The 20503-nt window shown below is 63.0% G+C and carries 8 protein-coding genes; 5 read left to right on the forward strand and 3 right to left on the reverse strand.

Going from position 1 to position 20503, the window contains the following annotated elements:
• Window positions 1-6 precede the first annotated feature (6 nt).
• Window positions 7-618 carry a bifunctional phosphoserine phosphatase/homoserine phosphotransferase ThrH gene (gene thrH / locus VFV96_17245; protein HEU5072152.1) on the reverse strand — a complete coding sequence of 204 codons (612 nt, stop codon included), beginning with the start codon at window positions 616-618 and terminating at the stop codon, window positions 7-9.
• Between the two features lie 94 nt (window positions 619-712).
• Between thrH and VFV96_17250 the strand changes: the two genes are divergently transcribed.
• Window positions 713-2020: a hypothetical protein gene (locus VFV96_17250; protein ID HEU5072153.1), complete on the forward strand. Its 1308-nt coding sequence runs from the start codon at window positions 713-715 to the stop codon at window positions 2018-2020.
• On the opposite strand, the gene VFV96_17255 is transcribed toward VFV96_17250, so the two are convergent.
• Window positions 2017-2709, reverse strand: coding sequence for a carotenoid biosynthesis protein (locus VFV96_17255; GenBank protein ID HEU5072154.1), 693 nt, complete (start codon window positions 2707-2709; stop codon window positions 2017-2019). The two genes, VFV96_17250 and VFV96_17255, sit on opposite strands and share 4 nt — an antisense overlap.
• A gap of 244 nt (window positions 2710-2953) precedes the next feature.
• Here VFV96_17255 and VFV96_17260 point away from each other — a divergent pair, with 244 nt between their 5' ends.
• A complete protein-coding gene (locus tag VFV96_17260; protein HEU5072155.1) occupies window positions 2954-3373 on the forward strand; it encodes a hypothetical protein in 420 nt (139 codons plus the stop codon).
• Window positions 3374-3417: 44 nt separating this feature from the next.
• Here the strand turns inward: VFV96_17260 and VFV96_17265 are convergent, their stop codons facing one another.
• Window positions 3418-3984: an RICIN domain-containing protein gene (locus VFV96_17265; GenBank protein HEU5072156.1), complete on the reverse strand. Its 567-nt coding sequence runs from the start codon at window positions 3982-3984 to the stop codon at window positions 3418-3420.
• 398 nt (window positions 3985-4382) lie between these two features.
• On the opposite strand from VFV96_17265, the gene VFV96_17270 reads away from it, so the two are divergent.
• The 3 genes from VFV96_17270 (at window position 4383) to VFV96_17280 (ending at window position 20488) form a co-directional block, all read left to right on the forward strand.
• Complete coding sequence (locus VFV96_17270) at window positions 4383-7862, forward strand: beta-L-arabinofuranosidase domain-containing protein (protein HEU5072157.1); 3480 nt, start codon at window positions 4383-4385, stop codon at window positions 7860-7862.
• A 277-nt stretch (window positions 7863-8139) separates the two neighbouring features.
• Window positions 8140-13425 carry an autotransporter-associated beta strand repeat-containing protein gene (locus tag VFV96_17275; GenBank protein ID HEU5072158.1) on the forward strand — a complete coding sequence of 1762 codons (5286 nt, stop codon included), beginning with the start codon at window positions 8140-8142 and terminating at the stop codon, window positions 13423-13425.
• Window positions 13426-13771: 346 nt separating this feature from the next.
• On the forward strand, window positions 13772-20488 hold the full coding sequence (locus VFV96_17280; protein ID HEU5072159.1) for a LamG-like jellyroll fold domain-containing protein: 6717 nt from the start codon (window positions 13772-13774) through the stop codon (window positions 20486-20488).
• The last annotated feature ends 15 nt before the right edge of the window (window positions 20489-20503 follow it).

Raw genomic sequence — 20503 nt, forward strand, 5'->3', positions numbered from 1 at the left:
TTCTGATCAACTGGCCGCCAGGACGGCCTTGATTTCCCGCAACAACTCGGCGTGTGACTCCACGGCTTTGAACTTCGGAAACTCGCGCTTCACATTTTCCGGCGCATGGATGAGAAAGCCCACATGCGCTTCGCTCAGCATCGCGGTGTCGTTGTAGGAATCGCCGGCCGAGATGACGCGGTAATTCAACAGCTTCAGCGCGGCCACAGCGCGCTGCTTCTGCTCGGGAATGCGCAGTTGATAGCCGGTGACGCGGTCGTTCTCGACGATCAGCCGGTGGCAGAACAGCGTGGGCCAGTTGAGCTGGCGCATCAGCGGCTGCGCAAATTGCTCGAATGTGTCCGAGAGAATGATGACCTGCACGAGCGTGCGCAGTTCGTTCAGGAACTCCAGTGCGCCGGGCAGGGGCTGCAGCGAGCCGATGACGGCCTGAATCTGCGACAGCGTGATGCCGTGCCGGCCGAGAATGTCGAGCCGGTAGCGCATGAGCCGGTCGTAATCCGGTTCGTCGCGCGTCGTGCGGCGAAGTTCGGCAATGCCCGTTCTCTCCGCGACGGCAATCCAGATTTCCGGCGTCAGAACGCCTTCCATGTCCAAGGTCACAATGGCCTGCTGCATCGGGCGCGGAGGATTCCAATTTGGACCCGGGCTGTCGAGCCTGTGTTGGCTTTACTCGACCGTCGGTGCGTGTCACAACTGCGCGGATAAAACCATGAAATCATTCAGCCGTTTCCTGCTTCTTGGCAGCGTGAGCTTTGGACTCGCTGCTTGTGCGACCGCGCCGCGGATGGCGGACCGCGCCGTGCCCGCGTTTCCCGGCGCAGAAGGCTTCGGCGCGCTGACCACCGGCGGCCGCGGCGGCAAGGTGTATCGCGTGACGAATTTGCAGGATGCCGGTCCGGGCTCGTTCCGTGACGCCGTCAGCAAACCACATCGCACGGTCGTCTTCGACGTGGGGGGCGTCATTCGCCTTCAGTCCAATGTGGCGGTCGCCAGCGATGTCACGCTGGCCGGCCAGTCCGCGCCGGGCGAGGGCATCGCCCTTTACGGGCGCTCCGTGTCGTTCAGCGGTGCGAGCAACGTGGTGGTTCGCTACCTGCGCTTTCGTGAGGGCATCGGCGGTGACCGGGGGAAGTGTGCGGTGAACATCGCCGGCGGCAGCCAGCTCATTTTTGACCATTGCTCGATTCAATGGGGCCGCTGGGATTGTCTCGGGGTGACGCGCGGCAGCCACGACATCACCTTCCAGCACTGCCTGATTGGCGAAGGGCTCGACCCGCAGCGCTTTGGCGCGCTCGTGGATTCCGTCACCAACGTGACGTTCAGCCACAACCTCTGGATCAACAACCACAGCCGCAATCCCAAGGCGAAGGGGCGCATCCAATATCTCAACAACGTGGTTTACAACTGGGGCGTCACCGGTCTGGTGGGCGGTCACTCGGCGGCGCCGCATCAACTTGACGTGGTGGGCAATTATTTCATCAAGGGGCCGTCCTCGAATGACCGTTTCGTCGGCCAGTTTGCCGCGACGGACCACGTGTTTCAGGAGGGCAACGTGGCCGACCTGGATTGCGACGGCACATTGAACGGCCGGGCGGTGGTGGCGGCGGACTTCGGCGCCGGCGAGCACCAGCCGACCTTTGTTCCGCGGTCTTCCATGCAACCGCCAGTTCCGGTGACCCTGCAACCCGCGGCGGCGGCTTGTTCGAATGTGCTGGCCACGGCCGGCGCGTCGCTGCGGCGCGACGCGGTGGACCGGCGCTTGATTGATGAAGTGGCTTCGCTCGGGGCGCGCGGAAAAATCATTCGCAGCGAGATGGAAGTCGGCGGCCTCGGCGAACTCGCGGGCGGTGCCGCTCCGCTGAGCACGGCGGCTGACGGAATTCCCGACGCGTGGAAGGTGGCTCATGGACTTGATCCCCGGGCGGCGAGCGTTGCCAACGGCGATTTCAACGGCGACGGTTACCCGAATGTGGAGAAGTATTTAAACTCGCTGGTGGAGCAGAATGGCAGCCGTTAGCGGCGTCCCGGGAGGCTGCCGACGGCGAACAGCGCGCCGGCGGCCATGACGGTGGCCGGGGCCCATTCGTTGTGCCGCAGCAACACGCCGGCAAAACGCAGCGAGAGCGCACACCAGACCCACAGTGGCATTGAGTTGGCCGGACGTGTTTGAGGAAACTTGTCGATGAGCAGCGGTGTCATCAGTGTTTGAATGAGGAGGCTGATGATGCTCCAGCCGGCCAGCAAAAAAATCCATGCGCCGGGGGAATGGCCATCCGTCGCGCCAGTAGTGGCGAAACCAAAGCCAAACAACGTCGTGAGCAGCGTGGCCAGGGCAATGACCCGGTAGCCATGGTGTGAATGCGCGCGGTGCGAATGCAGCAGGGCGCGCGCGGCGTCGCGTGCGTTGAGGGCGGCGACGGTCCAGATGATGGGAACCACGGCCGGGACGAGCCCCAACAGTTTTGGCGGGGGAACGGCCGGCCACGCACCGTTTCCAAACGGCAGGCCGATGACGCTATTTACGGCGTGGCTCAGACCGCCGAGGACGGCCGCAACGATGCCGGCGGACATGATTTGGACGAGCGGCAGTTTAATGGCCAGGCTGGCGCAGGTTGCCATCAACGCTGCAGCCCAGAACGAGCCGGTTATCCAGTCGGCCGCCGCTCCGCCGGGCGCAAGCACCTCGGCAGCCGTCAAACCAGCCATCACGATCCACGCCCCCCACGCGACCGCTCGCCAAGGGGCGGTTGGTTGGTGGGGGGACCATTCTGGAGCATTGGAGCCGGCGAGCACGGGCGGGAGCGTAACAGTGGGCGGTCGCCATCGCAGTGCGAAAATTGGCACACTGGCTGGAAACGAGACACGCAACGGACGCGAACCGTCAGTTGCGGGCGGTTTCCGACCTTGTCGAGTGGCGTTGAAGCTGCTTTGCTCAAGCGCGATTCGATTCATGAAACTTGAAGCAGCCATCCGCGAAATAAAGACGTGCGCCGACCAGATGAATGCCCGCTACGGGCGCATGGTGTTTGACGAGTGGGCGATTGTGTCACTGGCGGACGGCAAGGCGAAGCTCGTCCATTACCTCGGACCGCGCCTGGCGGGCTTCCAGCGGAATTTTGCCGCTGATGCCGCCGGCCTGCGGGAGGGTTTTTCCGCCCAGAACTACGCGGTCGGAGACTTTGAGTTTTCCCGGCACGGCGTCGGCACCAGTTTTGAGTCCTTCATGGTCATAGGCCCGGGGCTCTATTTGATCTGCAACAACACCGCACTGTCCATGGACATGATCGCGAAGGAATCGACGTGGCTGGCCGCGCAGGTGCCATTCGCTGAACTCGGTGACAAATTCAGGGCCGATCCGCTGGCGGTTTGACATTCCTCCCGACGCCCGACCCGCGGCGTCGGCTCACGGGAAAATCACATGGTCAGGGTGCGCGGATCGATTTTGCGCACTTCCCATTTCTGCGCCTCGCGATTCTGCCAGGGGGCAATGACGATCTGCGGCGACCCGCCCCGCGCCCCCGGAACGGCCGTCAAGGTTTCGCCGGACTTGGCGGCGGCAATCTTGTAACTCCCGTCCGGCAGCTTGGTGAAAATCCACGCGGGCTGCTCCGCGGCATTTTGCGGCAGGGCGGTTTGTTTTACGGGCGGGTTGGTTCCTTCCGATGCCGGCGCCGGTGCGATGGTTTTGGACGTGAAATGATTCTGCAGACAAAAGGTCGCGTCACCGGCGGACAGCAATTTCCAGGTCATGCATTTCCAAGGTTGCGCGGGATAAAGCACGATGGGCGTTCCATCGGCCCGGTTGGCGTCTTCCGGCCGCAATAAGTCGCCGAATTGTTTGTTGCGAATCTGCACGGAGTCCGATGGCCTCAGTTCCGCGCCGGCCATGTCGGCGGTGCGCGCCGCAATGTCCGATGCCTGCGTGAGTGAGGTGCCGCAGAGCAGGCTGATCATTAGCCCCAGCTTGGTGAGCGTGTTCATTTTTGTTTGCAGATTAACTCATAACGCGGACGCTGCGTCTTGTCACATGAATCGGCTACACCGGTGTGGCGGCTGTCACCCAAGCATGCGACAGGACGCAGCGGGGTGGGTTGGCTAGCGTGGCAAGGTAATCGCAAGCATCGTTTGCAGCAGGACGGAAAACGTCATGTGAGGGTGGTTTTCCCCGAGACGCAGCGGGATGCGACGTGTTCATTGAACTCTGTGCTTCTGAATTTGGTTGGTTGGTTGGTTGGTGGTGGGCAGGAATCACACTGGGGAGCGTGATTCCTGCCCTTTTTTATTGTCCGTGACGACGGAACGGCGCGTAAATGATGCGATAAACTTGGGTGCTGACTGCGGCACCGCCAGCTATGCGACAACGGTTGAAAACCCACTTTGTGATTCTATGCCTGGCCGGCATGATTGCGGGGCGTTGCGCCTTGGCGCAGGGATCGGTTGCGCCGGTGGTGCCCATGCTCGCGCAGCCCTTCGCGCTTACGAATGTGATGCTGTTGGACGGCCCCGTTCGCGAGGCGATGCTGCGGGACAAGGCCTATCTGCTGAGCCTCGATCCGAACCGGTTCCTTTACAATTTCCGGGTCAACTACGGCCTCGCGACTTCGGCGACACCCTACGGCGGCTGGGACAGTCCCGGCAGCGAACAGCGGGGGTGCGTGGTGGGGCATTATCTGACGGCCTGTTCGCAGATGTATGCCAGCACGGGCGACCCGCAGCTCAAGGCCCGGGTGGATTTCATCGTCGCGCAGTGGGCGCAGTGCCAGGCGCTCGCCACCAACGCAGGCTTTCACGCCGGCTATTTGTCCGGCTTTCCCGAATCGCACATTGATCGCGTGGTGAATCTGCAGCCCGTGTGGGCGCCCTGGTATGCGATTCATAAAATCATGGCTGGCCTCCTCGATGCCTACCAGTGGTGTCACAACGCCCAGGCGCTCACCGTGCTGAAGAACGAGGCGGGCTGGGTGCAATACCGCATCGACCAGCTCACCACCAATCAGGTGCAGGCGATGCTGGACAATGAGTTTGGCGGCATGGGTGAAGTGCTGGCCAACCTTTACGCCGTCACCGGCAACCCGGACCATCTGCGGCTGGCCCGGGCCTTTGATCATGCGCGCCTGTTCGATCCGCTCGCGGCGGACATCGATCCGCTGGACGGCTATCATGCCAACACGCAAATCCCGAAAATGATCGCCGCGGCGCGCGAATACGAGTTGACGGGCGACAGCCGTTACCATGAAATCGCCACCTTCTTCTGGCAGCGCGTGGCGCAGCATCGCTCGTTCGTAATCGGCGGGCACGGGGACCACGAGTTCTTCTTTCCGATTGCGGATTTTCCGCGGCATCTCAGCGCGGAAACGTGCGAAACCTGCAACACCTACAACATGCTCAAGCTGACGCGGCATCTGTTTGCCTGGCAGCCGGACGCGGTCACGATGGATTTCTACGAGCGGGCCTTGTTCAACCACATCCTGGCGTCGCAGGAGCCGGAGCAGGGTATGTTCACGTATCTCGTTTCACTCAAGCCCGGACACTTCAAGACCTATTCGACGCCGGAAAACTCCTTCTGGTGTTGCGTGGGCACGGGCATGGAAAATCACTCCAAATATGGCGACACCATTTTCTTTCACGGCACCAACTCGCTTTACGTGAACTTGTTCATCGCCGCGCAACTGAGCTGGCCCGAGCAGGGGGTGACGCTCCGGCAGGACACGAGCTTTCCGGAGAGCAGTCTGACGCGTCTCACGTGGCAATGCGCAGGCCCGGTGGCGCTGGACCTCAAGATCCGGCAACCCGCGTGGGCGACGACGGGGCTGCGCGTGACCGTCAACGGCGCGGCGCAAAATCTGCCAAACGGTCCCGGCACCTACGCCACGCTTTCACGCGTCTGGCAAAACGGAGACGTCGTGGACATCGAGCTGCCGATGACCCTGCACACCGAGCCGTTGCCGCAGGACACGAACACGGTGGCATTCCTGTATGGCCCCATTGTGCTGGCGGGCGAACTCGGCACGGCGGGCATGCCGGGGAGCGATTTTGCAGGCGGTCAGCTTGATTACGTGGGCGTGGCTGATCCGCTGGTGCCGGTGCTGGTGGGTGACGATGCCACGTTGCTGAATCACATCACGCCTGCGGCCGGCGAGCCGCTTGCATTTCAAACGCACGGGCTCGGGCAGCCGCAGGATGTGACGTTGATTCCCTTCTATCGGCTGCATCATCAGCGTTATTCGGTTTACTGGCAGCGCTACCTGCCGGCCGCGTGGACGCAGCAGGCCGCGCAGATTGCCGCGGATGAGGCGCGCCTCGTGGACCAGGTGGCCATCGGCAATGCTGCTTCCGAAACCGCCCACGATCTGCAAAGCCAGAACAGCAACACGGGAAACGCCTTTGGCCTCAACTGGCGCGATGCCAACAACGGCGGCTGGTTCAGCTACCGGTTGGCCGTGCGGCCGAACGAAGCCGTGCAGCTGGTGGTGAAGTATTGGGGCAGCGACACCGGCGGGCGGGTGTTCGACATCCTGGTGGACGGGCAGAACCTCGCCACGCAGACGCTCGACAACAATCAGCCCGGCCAGCTCTTTGACGTTGCCTATTCCGTGCCGCCCGAATGGACGTCGGGCAAGACGAACGTGACCGTCCAATTCCAGGCCCACAGCGGTTTGATGGCGGGCGGCATATTCGGGTTGCGGTTGCAAACCACCTTTGATCCGGGAGCGTTGATGACGTTGAGCCTGAACGTGACGCCGCATCCGGCGCCCGATGTGCGCCAGAGCGCGCAGGCGCTGGCGACGTATCAAAACCTCGCCGATCATCCGGTGCCGGGCAGTCCGTGGCTCGTCTTCACGTCCAGTGACACAAACGTTTTCACGGTCAGCACCAATGGCGTCATTCAACCGGTGCGCGGCGGCACGGCAACCTTGACGGCCAAATATCTCGGCCTGACGGCGTCCCGGCCCGTGACGGTGACCAACCGTCCGCCGCCCGCGCCGCGCCATCGTTACTCCTTCAACGCGGCGAATGTCGTAAACGGCACGAACGTGGTGGATGCCTGGCATCCGGACGAGGCGATGTGGCGGGCCGTGTTGCGTGGTCAGGCGGTCATCAGCGACGGACAGCTCGTGTTGAACGGCGCGACCGGCACATTCGTGGAATTGCCGTCGGGGTTGTTCAATGGTTACGACGCCGTCACCGTGGAGGCGTGGGCCGCCTTCGACAATTCGCCCGTGTGGTCCTATCTCTTCGCGTTTGGCGACACGCTCGGCTCGGGGCAGGGGGCCGGCGGTTTCTGGTTCACGCCGCATTCCGGCTTTGGTGACCACCGGCTGATTCTCTCCGATGTTCCCGGCGATGAATGGCTGGTTACGCGGTCCGGTGTCCTCGACAACCAAGGGTTGAAACACATCGTGGCGGTGATTGATCCCGATTACGGCTACGAGGCGCTGTATCTCGACGGCGTTCTGGTGAACGAACGCAACGACGTGCCGTTCGGCATGAACGCCCTGACGAATGCGCACAGTTATCTGGGCAAATCGACGTTCGCGTGGGATCCGTTCATGGTTGGCCGCATTCGCGAAGTGCGCCTCTATCAGGGACGCTGGTCGGCGGCGGACGTGTCGGCCTCGTTTGCGGCGGGCCCCGCGCGCGTGCCGGTGCAATTGCACACCGCAGCAGACGCGGCGAGCCAACGCTGTGTGTTGTCCTGGGTGCCGGCGGACACCAACGTGTCGTTGCAGTGGGCCACCAATCTGGGGCCGACCACGGCGTGGGTCGATTTGGCGCTGACGCCGGTGGTGAGCAACGAACAATGCGTGGTGACGTTGCCGCTGACGAATGCCGCGATGTTTTTCCGGCTGAAACTGTAAACAGAGGAGATGTTGGTGGGCGCCGGTGTGCCCCGTGATTTTTCCTGTTTGTCACCCAATCATGCGACGTGTGAGGGTGGAATGCATCGCCTAGTCTGCGACTTACCTTGTTTTACACCCCGGTTCAGTTTGCGCGCTTCTCGGCGTTGCTTTGTCAACGGCGGTCGCGGCTGTCGTCTGGCAGCGTCTCCCAAACGATGTGCACACCCCGGCATCCGGCGTGAACGGATCACCGATGTATTTCAAGGACCCTGCAAACCCCCATAACAAAAGAACCATGAACCCAACCCCTCATCGATCGGAAATAAGAACCTTGCTTGGTGTTGCTGCCTGCGCTGCGCTGGCGGTCGGCCCCGGTTTGACGACCCGCGCGGCGGATCGCTTCTGGAACGCTGGCACGGCCAGTTACACCAACGCCGCCAACTGGACGGGCGGTGTGGTCCCAGGCTCGCTGGACAACGCCATCAACGACAACGGCACCAACAATGTCGTGCAGATCAACGCCGGTGATCCCGACTGGACGGTCAGTCAGATTCGCGGCGGCAACAGCCTCGGCAACGGGGCGTTCGCGCAGAATGGCGCCACGGTGAGGACGCTGGGAACCAACTACAACGGCCCGGTCATTTCCGAGTTTTTTACGCCCTTCCGCCTGGGCGTGGTCGCGGCGGACACGGGTGTTTACACCTTGAATGATGGCACGCTCAACTACGGCACCGGCCCGCTGCACGTCGGCGAAGTCGGCACCGGCATTCTGAACATCAATGGCGGCACGCTTACGGGCAGCGGCGTGTTCACTGTAAATTCGGGGGGCATCGCCGTTCCCAATCCAGCCGTGCTCACCGCGACGGCGGGACATGGTCCGTATCTGGGTGACTATACTTATTTCGAGCAGGGTTACTCGACCACCGCGCCGACCAAGGGCCTGCCTCCCGCGGGCACAACGATCGTCAGCGTGACGCAGTCGGACCATTCCTACACCTTTGCGCCAAGTTACACGGCCAACAATGCGGTGATCCTGGATGCCGCGGTGCCCACCGCCACCATCACCTTGTCAACGCCGACGGCGCTTGCGGGACTCTCGTTCATGGGCAGCGCCGGCAACGGGCCCGTGACCAACAACTACACGGTGCATTACGCTTCGGGCGCGAACGACACGGGCGTTCTGATCGTTCCGGACTGGTTCGGTTCCGGCCAGGAAGTCTTGAACGTCGAGGCCCGCGTGGACGGGCGTGGGCTCAATTTTCAATATCCCGGCACGGCCGGTGGCAATCCGGTGGGCAATGCGCCTTACCTGCTGGCAGCGGACATTTACCTGGTCAACACCGACAAGGTGGTGAGCATTGATCTGAGCTACGTGGGCGGCAACGGCAACTCGTTCGCCACGGCCACCATCATGGGCGTCAGCGGCCTGGCCGTGGGCGGCTCAACATTCGATCCCCTGGCCATCAGCGGCTACAACGCCGACGTGGTGATTGAAGCGGGTGCGCCCAGCCCCGTGGTGGCCAGCACGGTGCTGGACGTGGTGAACCAGACCGGCGGCACCAACACCGTCGGCCAGTTGTGGGTGGCGCAGGGCAAAAACGCCCACGCCGTTTACAATCTGCATGGCGGGGCGGTCAATTCGACCGATTGGGAAGTCATCGGCCGCTCGGGAGGTTACGGCATCATGAACATCGACGGCGGCGTTCTCACCCACACCAGTGGCGGCCAGCCGGCCTTCATCATCGGCAGCGGCGCCGGTGACAACAGTGTTTCAAACTCTGTTGGAATTTTGAATCAGAGCGGCGGCACCATCAACTGCAACAGCGAATACTGGCTGGGTGAAAACACCCTCACGGTGGCCACGAACAACATCAGCAGCAACGCGGTGGTGAACATCAACAGCTGGTTGTCCATTGGTCGCGGCGGCGTGGGCGTCATCAACATGACCGGCGGCGCGCTCAACAAGAATGGCAACGGGGCCTTCATCGTTGGTGACGGCGGCAACGGCATCTTCAACCAGAGCGGTGGCACGAACATCACCGACGGCGAACTGTGGGTGGGCAACAGCGGCAGCGGCCACTTCGGCACCGTCAACATCAGCGGCGGTTTGCTCGTCGCGAACAACTGGTTCCAGGTCGGCCGCGGAGCGGCGACGGCGACGCTCAACTTCTCCGGCGGCACAATCCACAAGACCACCGGCGTGGGCGGCAATTTCATCATCGGTGACAACAACAACGGCACGGTCATTCAGACGGGCGGCACGTTCATCGATGACGCGGACTACTGGATCGGCAACAACGGCACCGGCCTGCTGGATTTGAACAACGGCACGGTGACCGTGGGAGGCACGGTCTATGTCGGTCTGGGTTCCGGCAACGGCACGATGAACTTGAACGGCGGCACGTTCACCGCAGGCGAAATTGCCGGTGGCGGCGCGAGCAGCACCGTGAACTTCAACGGTGGCACGCTGGCGGCCCATGGCGACAATGCGAACTTCATGCACGACGTGACCTCGGCGAACCTGCGCACGAACGGAATGATAATCGACTCGCAAGGCTTCAATGTGACCCTGTCCCAGGCCCTGGCCGATTACGGCGAAGGGGGCGGCGTCACCAAATTGGGCAGCGGCACGGTTAACTTCACGGGTTACAATTACTACACCGGTCCGACGGTTGTGAGCGCCGGCAAGCTGAACGTCGCCGCCAATTCCGGTGGCGGCAGCTTCACGGTGGCCGACGGGGCAACGCTCGGAGTGGTCACGCCTTACCTCAATGCGCAACTGACGGCGACCAGTCTCACCTTGGGCACGGCGGGTGCCTCTTCCCTGGATCTGGACATGGGACTCTTCGGGAACAACTCCTCCGCGCTGGTCGGGGTGAGCGGAACCTTGACCGTCAACGGCACCGTCACCGTGAACGTGCCAAATGGCGCCTTCAGCGTCGGGACGATTCCGTTGATCAGCTACGCGAGCAAGGCGGGTTCCGGCACGCTGGCCACCGGCGTGCTGCCTCCGGGTGTCTCCGGCTATGTCACCAATGACGTTCTGAACAACACCGTTGAACTGGTGGTCACCGCGGCGGCGGCTCCTCGTTGGGACGGCACGGTGAATGGCGACTGGGATTTCGCGACGGCCAACTGGGTTGATATCGTGACCGCCAACCCGGCGGTATATCAGGATGGTAATCCAGTCGTCTTCAACGACTCGGCCTTGGGCACGACCTCCATTAACGTGGCGACCAATGTCAATCCCAGCAGCATGGTGTTTACCAATGACGCCCTGAACTACACGCTCACGGGCCACAAGATTGGCGGCAGCACCGGCTTGCTGAAGCAGGGGACGGGCACGGTGATCATCGGCAACACGAACGATTTCACCGGCCCGGTCACGATTCAGGGCGGCACGTTGGTCGTGTCCAATCTGGCTAACGGCGGTTCACCCAGCGCGCTGGGTGCCTCGTCGTCGGCTTCCGCCAATCTGGTGCTGGCCAACGGCACATTGAGTTATGTCGGACCGGCGACGGCCATCAACCGTGGTTACCGGGTGCAGAGCACCAACAGCACGATCGATGTGCAGAACAACCTGGCCTTGAGCGGTCTCGTGACGGCGACGCCCGGCAGCGGTTCCGCGAAGACGGGCCCGGCGCAACTGACCTACACCGGGGTTGGCGTCAATGAACTCTCCGGCGGACCCCAGCCCGGCTACAACGTGGTCCAGGGCACGGTGGTGTTTGATGGTTCGGGCGGTGGCCAGACGAACCACAATCAAAACGAATTCTGGGTCGGTGGCACGCCGGCTTATGGTGCGTCCCTCATCCTGACCAACACCACTCTGAACGTGGACAGTTGGTTTGGCGTGGGCCGGGGCAACGGCACGGTGGGCAACGTCTCCAGCGTGACCCTCTACAATTCCGCCCTGAACGTGGGCAACATGTCGATCGGCTGGGACAACGGAATCGTCGGCAACCTGGCCTCGCAGTTCCTGACGTTGAACGGCAGTTCTACCATCACCAACCGCGGTGACCAGAACCTCGGCGAGAGTGGCGGCTCCAGCGCGACCATCCACATCAATGACAACTCGGTGTTGTGGTGCCAGAACCGCTGCTACATTGGTCTGAATGCCAATGCCACCGGCACGGTGGCCATTGCGAACTCGGGCAAAATGGTGATCAACAACGGCTGGTTCTCCATCGGCAACGGCGACAACGGAAACGGCTCGCTGTCGCTCAAGGACAATGCCAGTGTCTATGTGTCGAGTGATTTCAACATCACCGATACCGGGCTCAGCATCGGTTCACTCACGTTGCAGGGCAACGCCGTGGCCAGCGGCAACGCGGTCTATGTCGGCAAATCCGGCGGCAGCACCGGCACGGTGACCATGTCGGGCGGCACGTTCGTGGCCCGGGGTGGTGACTTCCGCGTGGGCAGCGATGGCAATGCGACGTTCAATCAAACCGGCGGCACGGCCATCGTGACCAACTGGGGTGTAATCGGACGCAACTCCGGCAGCGTCGGGGTTTACAACCTCTCGGGCGGCTCCTTCATCAAGGTTAACTCGGGCAGCCGCGTCAACGTCGGCGAAAACGGCACGGGCACACTCAACGTTTCCGGCACGGGCGCCTTGGTCGTGAAAAACGGTCAACTGGACGTCACCTCGGGCGGCGGCAGCGGCACCATTAACCTCAATGGCGGTTCGATCACCGCGCCGCAGGTGACCCACGTCGGCAGCGGCACCGCGACGTTCAACTTCAACGGCGGCACCCTCATCGCCGGCAGCGGCGCCAATGCCAACTTCATGAACGGGCTGACCGCGGCCAATGTGCTCGCCAACGGCGCGATCATTGACAGCGGAGCCAACGTCATCAACATCGGCCAGGCGTTGCTGGATGGCACGGGCGGTGGCGGCTTGACCAAACTGGGTTCAGGCACGCTGCGACTGAACGGCGCGAATACCTACACCGGGCTTACGGTGGTCAGCAACGGCGTCCTCGGCGGCACCGGTTCCATCGCCGGCTCCGTGACGGTGGTCACCGGTGCAGCGCTTGCACCGGGCGCTTCGGTGGGCACGCTCACGGTCGGCGGCAATCTGACCCTCAACGGCAACCTCGTCATCGAAGTGGACAAGTCGCTGGCGCAGTCCAACGACATGGCGAACGTGACGGGCACGCTAACCTCCTCGGGGGCGGGCACCGTCACCGTGACGAACCTCGGAACCAACGCGATTGTTGTCGGGGACAAATTCACGCTCTTCAACAAGCCACTGACCGGTGGCGGGTCGTTGACGGTGGTGGGCAGTGGAGTGACGTGGATCAACAACCTCGCAGTCGATGGCAGCATTACGGCCCAGTCGAGCGCGGTTTCTACCACACCGGTGTCCTTGGGCAGCACGGTCAGTGGCGGCAACGTCAGCCTGACCTGGCCGGCGGACCACACCGGCTGGCGGCTCGAAGTGCAGACCAACTCCCTGAGCAGCGGCCTGGGCACCAACTGGGTGACCTGGCCGAACTCGACGGGCACCAACGCGGTCAGCATTCCGGTGAATCCGACCAATCCGTCGGTGTTCTTCCGCCTGGTGTATCCGTAAGCGGTTGCGCGTTACGGCGCAGGAAAAGCATTCGCGCGAGGCGCAGTCTTCGGACTGCGCCTCGTTTGCTTCTGGACGTTGAATGCTTTCCCGCAGCGCGGCGAATTGACCGGCCAGCCGCCGGCATTCCGCGATTTCGTCGGGCAAAAGTATGCGCCGCCAACCTGTCACCATTTCATGCGACAGGACGTGGTGGATGGGCGATTATAGGGTTAAAGCGCTCCAGTTGCCGTGAACGCAGAAGTCTCAAACCCGTGACCATGGATTGCCGTCGCAACAAGTCAGGCCAGTGTGCCTGTTAGCTGACGTTTCGCTGGCTGAAATCCCACAACAACCGTTACCTCACATGAAACCGTCTCGAATTCTCACCTTGTGTGCCCTGGCCGCGCTGGGCTGGGCCACGACCGCGTCCGGCCAGATTCAAGTGGCCGGCAACCTCCAAATCAACGTGGACGCAACCACCGCACCGGTGGGGCCTTTGAATTACCTGACCAACAGTGGCGTGGCGGGTGGCGTTTTCCTGGCGGGCAGCAACGGAGTGGCCGCGGTGACGCCGCAAATTGTCGCGCTCGGCGGCAACGGCACGCACGGCGTGCTGTTCGACGGCAACGCCGTGTTTCTGCAACATTTCACAGCCGCTTCCGGCGGCACCGCGCAACTTGTGCCAGGAGGGTTTACCGGGTCGAGCCCTGTCTTCTCCGTCGAACTGTGGATGTATAAACCCACGGTCACGGACGAAACCGCTCCGGTGTCCTGGGGCACGCGGGCGAACGGACAGGAAGTGAGTTGTAACTGGGGCCGCAACGGCACGTGGGGCGGCTTCAGCTGGTATGGCGGCGGTTACGATTACAGCTGGGCTTCCTATCCGTCCGCGGGCGCGTGGCATCACCTCGTCTGGACCTACGACGGCGCGGCGAACCTCAAGCTTTATCGCGACGGCGTGCTCGACAAGGCGGTGACCATCACCTCCATTCCGAGCGTGAGCGCCGACTACAACATTTTGCTGGGCGCGCAGCATGCCGGCACCAGCCTGTATGGTTTCGCCAATGGCGTGCTGGGCCGGGTGCGCATTCATGACGGCGTGCTCGATGCCTCGCAGGTGTTGAGCAACTACAACTTCGAGGTGGGGTCGTTCACCAACGGCACGGCGGCGCAATTCCTCGCCGGCCAGCCGCTGCACCGTTACTCGTTCAACATCCCCGCCACGAATGACGCGGTCGGTTTGACGGTCATCGACACCGGCACCGCCAATGGCACCGGGGCGCAGGCGAACGGCGTGGTGAAGGGCAATGCCGGCACGGCGAACACCGACGGCGTTCAGATCAATCTGAACGGCGGTTCCTCTGCCTCGGCCGCCTACATTGATTTGCCCAACGGCCTGCTCTCGTCGCTGAGCGTGAGCAACGGCGGGCCCGGCAAGGTGACCTTTGAAATGTGGGTTACGCCGACGTCCGCGCAAAACTGGTCGCGCATCTTCGACTTCGGCAGCAACACCCTGGGCGAGGTCACCGGTCCCGGCGGCACGTTCAACGGGGTGAACTATTTCGGGTATATCGCCCAGCCGGGCGGGGACCAGGAACATTCCCAAATCGGGGGCGTCACGGGCGGGCTGCAGGTCGGTTCGCGCCTGCTGGATTCGCAAAAGCACATTGTGGTGACGTGGGACGAACCCAGCAACACCGTGAAAATCTATCATCAAGGTGTCCTGGCCGGTTCGTTCACGGTGACGACGAAAATGAACAGCGTCAGCGACATCAACGACTGGCTGGGCCGCTCCAATTACAATGGCGACAGCAATTTTGCCGGCGGCTTCCGCGAGTTCCGCATTTACAACCGCATTCTCAGCGACGCGGAAATCCGGCGCGATTACATCGTCGGCCCCGCCGACACGTCGGACGCGAGCACGCTGGTATGGAATGGCAACGTGGATGGCAATTGGAACACCGGCACCGCCAACTGGCTCTTGAACGGCGTGTCCGCCAACTACACGGACGGCAGCGCAGTGTTGCTCGACGACACGGCCGCCGGCACGACGAGTGTGAGCCTGGCCGCCAATGTCGCGCCCAAGTCGGTCATCGTGGCGAACTCGGCCAAAAGCTACACGCTCGGCGGCACGGGCAGCCTGACTGGAACGGGGAGCTTCACCAAGCAGGGCACGAACACGCTGACCTTTGCCGGACCGCAGACGAACAGCTACACTGGGCCGACCTACCTGGCCGGCGGCAAGGTGATTTTGACCAATCTCACCAGCGCCGGTCTGCCCAGCGCGCTCGGCGCCGCGGGCTCGAATCCCACCAATCTCGTGTTGGGCGGTGGCACCTTGAGTTATCAGGGGCCGGCGACGACAGTCGATCGCGGCTATTATGTCGGTGGTCCCGGCAGCGTGCTGGACATCCAGAACAACCTGACCTTGACCGGCCTGGTGCGTGGCGGTGGCGGCGGTGGTTTTGCGAAGCAGGGCCTCGGCACGTTGACCTACAAGACCGTTGGTTCCAACGTCCTTTCCGGGGGCGCCTTCCCGGGCTACAACATCGTGCAAGGCACGGTCATCTTTGACGGCACGGGCGGCGGCCAGACGAACCGGAACCTGAACGAATTCTGGGTGGGCGGCAGCACGAATTTCGGCGCCAATCTGATTGTTTCCAATGCCACGCTGTTGTCGGACAGCTGGGTGTCGGTCGGCCGCGGCAACGGCGCCGTCGGCAATCTTTCAACCCTCACGCTGCAAAACGGCAATCTGACCATTGGCGGCAACGGTTTCTCCATGGGCTACAACGCCGGGCTGACGAACCGCGCGACGCAGGTGACCACGTTGAATGGCTCGTCCACCCTGTATGCCCCGGGCAATGTGAACGTGGGCGAGAGCACCGGTTCCTCCGCGTCCCTCTACCTCAACAACTCCTCGTGGCTGCGTGGCAACACGATTCGTCTCGGCATGAGCGCGGGGGCGACGGGGGCGGTTTACATCGCGAACTCGGCCATCGTGACCAACGTCGGCTACACGTCCATCGGCACCGCCTCGGGCGTCAATCCGGGCGAAGGCGGCGTCGGCCGCATGGTGGTGAAGGACAACGGCGTTTATTATTCCACCGGCGACTTCAACGTGACGGACCTGGCCAACTCGGTCGGTCAGTTGGACATCACGAACAACGGCTCGGTGTCCACGGGCAGCGGGTTCGTGGGCAAGGCGGCGGGTGCCGTGGGCGTGTTGAACCTGGCGGGCGGCTCGCTGATCACTCCAAGCTCCAACTTCCAAATCGGCCAGTATGGCGATGGCACGCTGAACCAGACCGGCGGCACAAACATTCAGGGTGCATGGATTTCCATCGGCCGTTACGCGGGCGGCGTCGGGACGGCAAACATCTCCGGCGGCCTCTTCCTCCAGACCGGCACGGGCAATGAACTGATCGTTGGCGAGGAAGGCACCGGCACATTGAACGTGAGCGGCACGGCACAGGTCATCCTGACCAACCGGCTGCGCATTGGCAATGCGGCCACCGCCTCCGGGTCGGTGAATTTGAACGGCGGTGTGATCCAGACCAAGCAGGTCTTCACGGGCAACGTTTCCGGCTACAGCATCTTCAACTTCAACGGCGGCACGTTGCGCGCCGCTCCCGGGGCCGCGAGCACCTTCATGACCGGACTGTCCTATGTGACCGTCGATGTCGGTGGCGCCGTGATCGACAGCGGGGCGAACAACATCACCTTCGCGCAGGACCTTTACTCGACCGGCTCGGATGGCGGTTTGACAAAGCTCGGTTCAGGCCAGGCCCGGCTGATGGGCGGCTTGTATTACTACGGCCCGACGGTCGTCAGCTCAGGCACGCTGGCCGTGAACACCTACGCCTTCGGCTATGGTTCCTATGCCGTGGCGGACGGCGCCATGTTGACGGTGGTGGTGACGAATTTGAACCCGACGTTGTCCGCGTCCGGGCTGAAACTCGGCAGTGCCACCGGCGCGGCGCTGGACTTTGACCTCGGCTCCTACGGCAACCCCACCTCACCGGTCATCAGCGTTGCCGGTGGAGTGACCAATGCCGGCAATACCGTCATCAACATTGAACCCAGCAGCAGTTTGTCCGTTGGCACCGTGCCGCTGATCCAATACACGACCCTGGCGGGCTCGGGCACGCTGACGTTGGGGACGCTGCCCCCCGGCGTGGTGGCCAATCTCGTGACCAACACGGGCACGAGCACGATCGAACTGGATGTGACTTCGGTCTTCCAGCCGCGTTGGGAAGGACTGGCGGGCGGCACGTGGGACATTCAGGTCACGACCAACTGGATCGACATGGTCACGTTGTCACCGCAGTATTTCTTTCAGGGCACGCGCGCGGTGTTCGATGACGCGGCGCTGGGCACGACGGCCGTCAATCTCGTCACCAACGTGGCACCGGGCGGCGTGGTGGTGAGCAATACGGCGCTCGCCTACACGATCAGCGGCACGGGCCGCATCCTGGGCGGCGGCAGCCTGACCAAACTGGGGACCAACACGCTGACGCTGAACACCACGAACAACGCCTATTCCGGCGGCACGTTCATTGATGAGGGCGGCACGTTGATCACCACCGTGGCCAACAACCTGGGCGCGAACGGTTCGCTCGGCATCGGCTCCGGAACGCTCACCCTCGGCAGCAAAAACCAGAGCTTCGCCGACGTGGCCGTCACCAACGGAACGATCAGCGCCGCCGGCGCCACGGTCACCGCGGGCAGTTACGCGCTCGACAATGGCACCATCAGCGCCACGCTGGCGGGTGGCAGCCTGCGCACGTTCGGGACGAACAGCGCCGACGTGATGAGCCTTACGGCGACGAACACCTACACGAATCAGACGGTCTTGGCGAATGGCACGTTGGCGGTGACCAGTCTTGCCAATGGCGGTTTGCCCAGCGGCATCGGTGCGTCTTCCGCAAATCCGACGAACCTCGTGTTCAGCGGTGGCACGCTTAGCTACACGGGCCCGGCCGTCACGTCTGACCGTGGTTACACGGTGACGGCGGACAGCACCCTGTCGGTTGGTGGCGACGTTACGCTCACCGGTCCCGTGGCGGCCAATGCCGGCGTGTTCTCCAAGGCCGGCGCGGCACAACTCACCTATGCGCGGCTGGACACCAACGTCCTCTCCAAGGCGGGTTACCGCGTCGGTCAGGGCACCCTGAGCCTGGTGGATGTCACGGCCACCAGCTACACCAATTCGGTCCAGACCAACGTCATCACGGGTGGCGATCTGTGGGTGGGCTACGACCAGGCGCACGCGGGTGCGCTCGTGGTCAGCAACACCAGCCTGAGCGTTTCCGCGTGGCTGGCCATTGACCGCGGCAACGGCACCAACGCCAATTCCTCCAAGGCGTCGCTTTACAACGCCTACGTGAGCGTGGGGAACATGTCCATGGGCTATGACAATGGCGTTGTTGGCAACTCGGAGTTCCCGCAGCTCACCCTGCGCGGCAACTCGACCCTCATCAGCGGAGCACAATGCTTCATTGGCGAGAGTGCGGGTTCGGTGGCGAGCCTCATGATTGCGGACAACAGCTCGCTGATTCTGCGTGGCGGCTGGTTCTCCGTTGGCGCCTCGGGCACGGGCACGATGACGCTTCAGGGCGCCGGATCGTTCTCCAGCACCGGCGATTTCAACATCGGTGACGTGGGCAGTTCGGCGGGCACGCTGAATCTCTCGGACAATGCCTCACTTTCCGTGGGCGGCTTGTTCGTGGCTTCGGCCAACGGCTCGGGTTCCACGGCGATGGGCACAGTCAACCAGACGAACGGCATTCTGACGACGGCCTACGGTGGCGACGGTTCCTTTACGGTGGGCGGCCGCAATTCCGCTTCGGCCCTCGGCATCGGCACCTACAATCTGCTGGGTGGCACCGTGAACGTCGGCGGCAACGTCTGGCTCGGCGGCTACGGCACCGGCACCAACAATCAGACCGGCGGCAGTTTCAACACACACTCCTGGACGTCGATCGGACGGCAGACGGGCAGCTACGGCGTGTGGAACATCAGCGGCGGTGCTTTGACGCATGACAGCACCGGCACCCGCATCATGGTGGGCGAAAACGGCACGGGCATCTTGAACGTCTCCGGCAGCGGTCACGTGACCAGCACCGGTGGCATTCGCATCGGCAACACGGCCACAGCCGACGGCACGATCAACCTGAACGGCGGAACCATCACCACGCTCCGGGTTGAAACCACCGGCGGTCTGTCCACCTTCAACTTCAACGGCGGCACCTTGCAGGCCGGCGCCAACACCACCACGTTCATGCAGGGCCTCGGCTCCGCCAACGTCCTGGGCGGCGGCGCGGTGATCGACAGCAGCACCTACACCGTCAGCATCGCACAGGCGTTGTTGGATGGCGGCGCGGGCGGGGGCCTGACCAAGCTCGGCACGGGCTCGCTCTACTTGAATGGCGCCAACACCTACACCGGCCTCACCGCGGTAAACGGCGGCGCGCTGGGCGGCACGGGTGTGATTGCCGGCTCCGTGAACGTGGCCAACACGGGCGCGCTTGCCCCCGGTGGGGCGAATGCCGTTGGCACGCTGAACATCGGCGGCAACCTCACGGTGAACGGCAACCTGATCGTCAAGCTCAACAAGGCGCTGGCGCAGTCCAACGATGTTGCGAATGTGACGGGCACGCTGGCCAACACGGGCACCGGCGTTCTGACGGTGAACAACATCGGCACCAATGCGGTGACCGTGGGCGACCGCTTCGTCCTGTTCAACAAGCCGCTCTCCGGCGGCGCAGCCTTGACCGTCATCGGCGGCGGGGCCATCTGGACGAACAACCTCGCGTTGGATGGCAGCATCACCGCGCTGTCCACCAACGTTGTCTCCACGGCGCCGGTCACGCTGACCAACGCCTTCGTTGCCGGCAGCCTGAACCTGACCTGGCCGGCGGATCACACCGGCTGGCGGCTGGAGGTGCAGACCAATGCGCTAAGCGTCGGCCTTGGCACCAACTGGGTGACGTGGCCCGGTTCGGCCACGACCAACGCCATCAGCATTCCGGCGAATCCGACCAATCCGTCCGTGTTCTTCCGGCTCGTTTATCCTTGAGGTGTTCGGAAGCGG

This window comes from Verrucomicrobiia bacterium, assembly GCA_035765895.1.
Lineage (GTDB): Bacteria > Verrucomicrobiota > Verrucomicrobiia > Limisphaerales > DSYF01 > DSYF01.

Coding starts and splice junctions, on each gene's coding strand:
- thrH (HEU5072152.1), bottom strand. CDS start 618: ATGCAGCAGGCCATTGTGACCTTGGACATGGAAGGCGTTCTGACGCCG.
- VFV96_17250 (HEU5072153.1), top strand. CDS start 713: ATGAAATCATTCAGCCGTTTCCTGCTTCTTGGCAGCGTGAGCTTTGGA.
- VFV96_17255 (HEU5072154.1), bottom strand. CDS start 2,709: ATGGCTGGTTTGACGGCTGCCGAGGTGCTTGCGCCCGGCGGAGCGGCG.
- VFV96_17260 (HEU5072155.1), top strand. CDS start 2,954: ATGAAACTTGAAGCAGCCATCCGCGAAATAAAGACGTGCGCCGACCAG.
- VFV96_17265 (HEU5072156.1), bottom strand. CDS start 3,984: ATGAACACGCTCACCAAGCTGGGGCTAATGATCAGCCTGCTCTGCGGC.
- VFV96_17275 (HEU5072158.1), top strand. CDS start 8,140: ATGAACCCAACCCCTCATCGATCGGAAATAAGAACCTTGCTTGGTGTT.
- VFV96_17280 (HEU5072159.1), top strand. CDS start 13,772: ATGAAACCGTCTCGAATTCTCACCTTGTGTGCCCTGGCCGCGCTGGGC.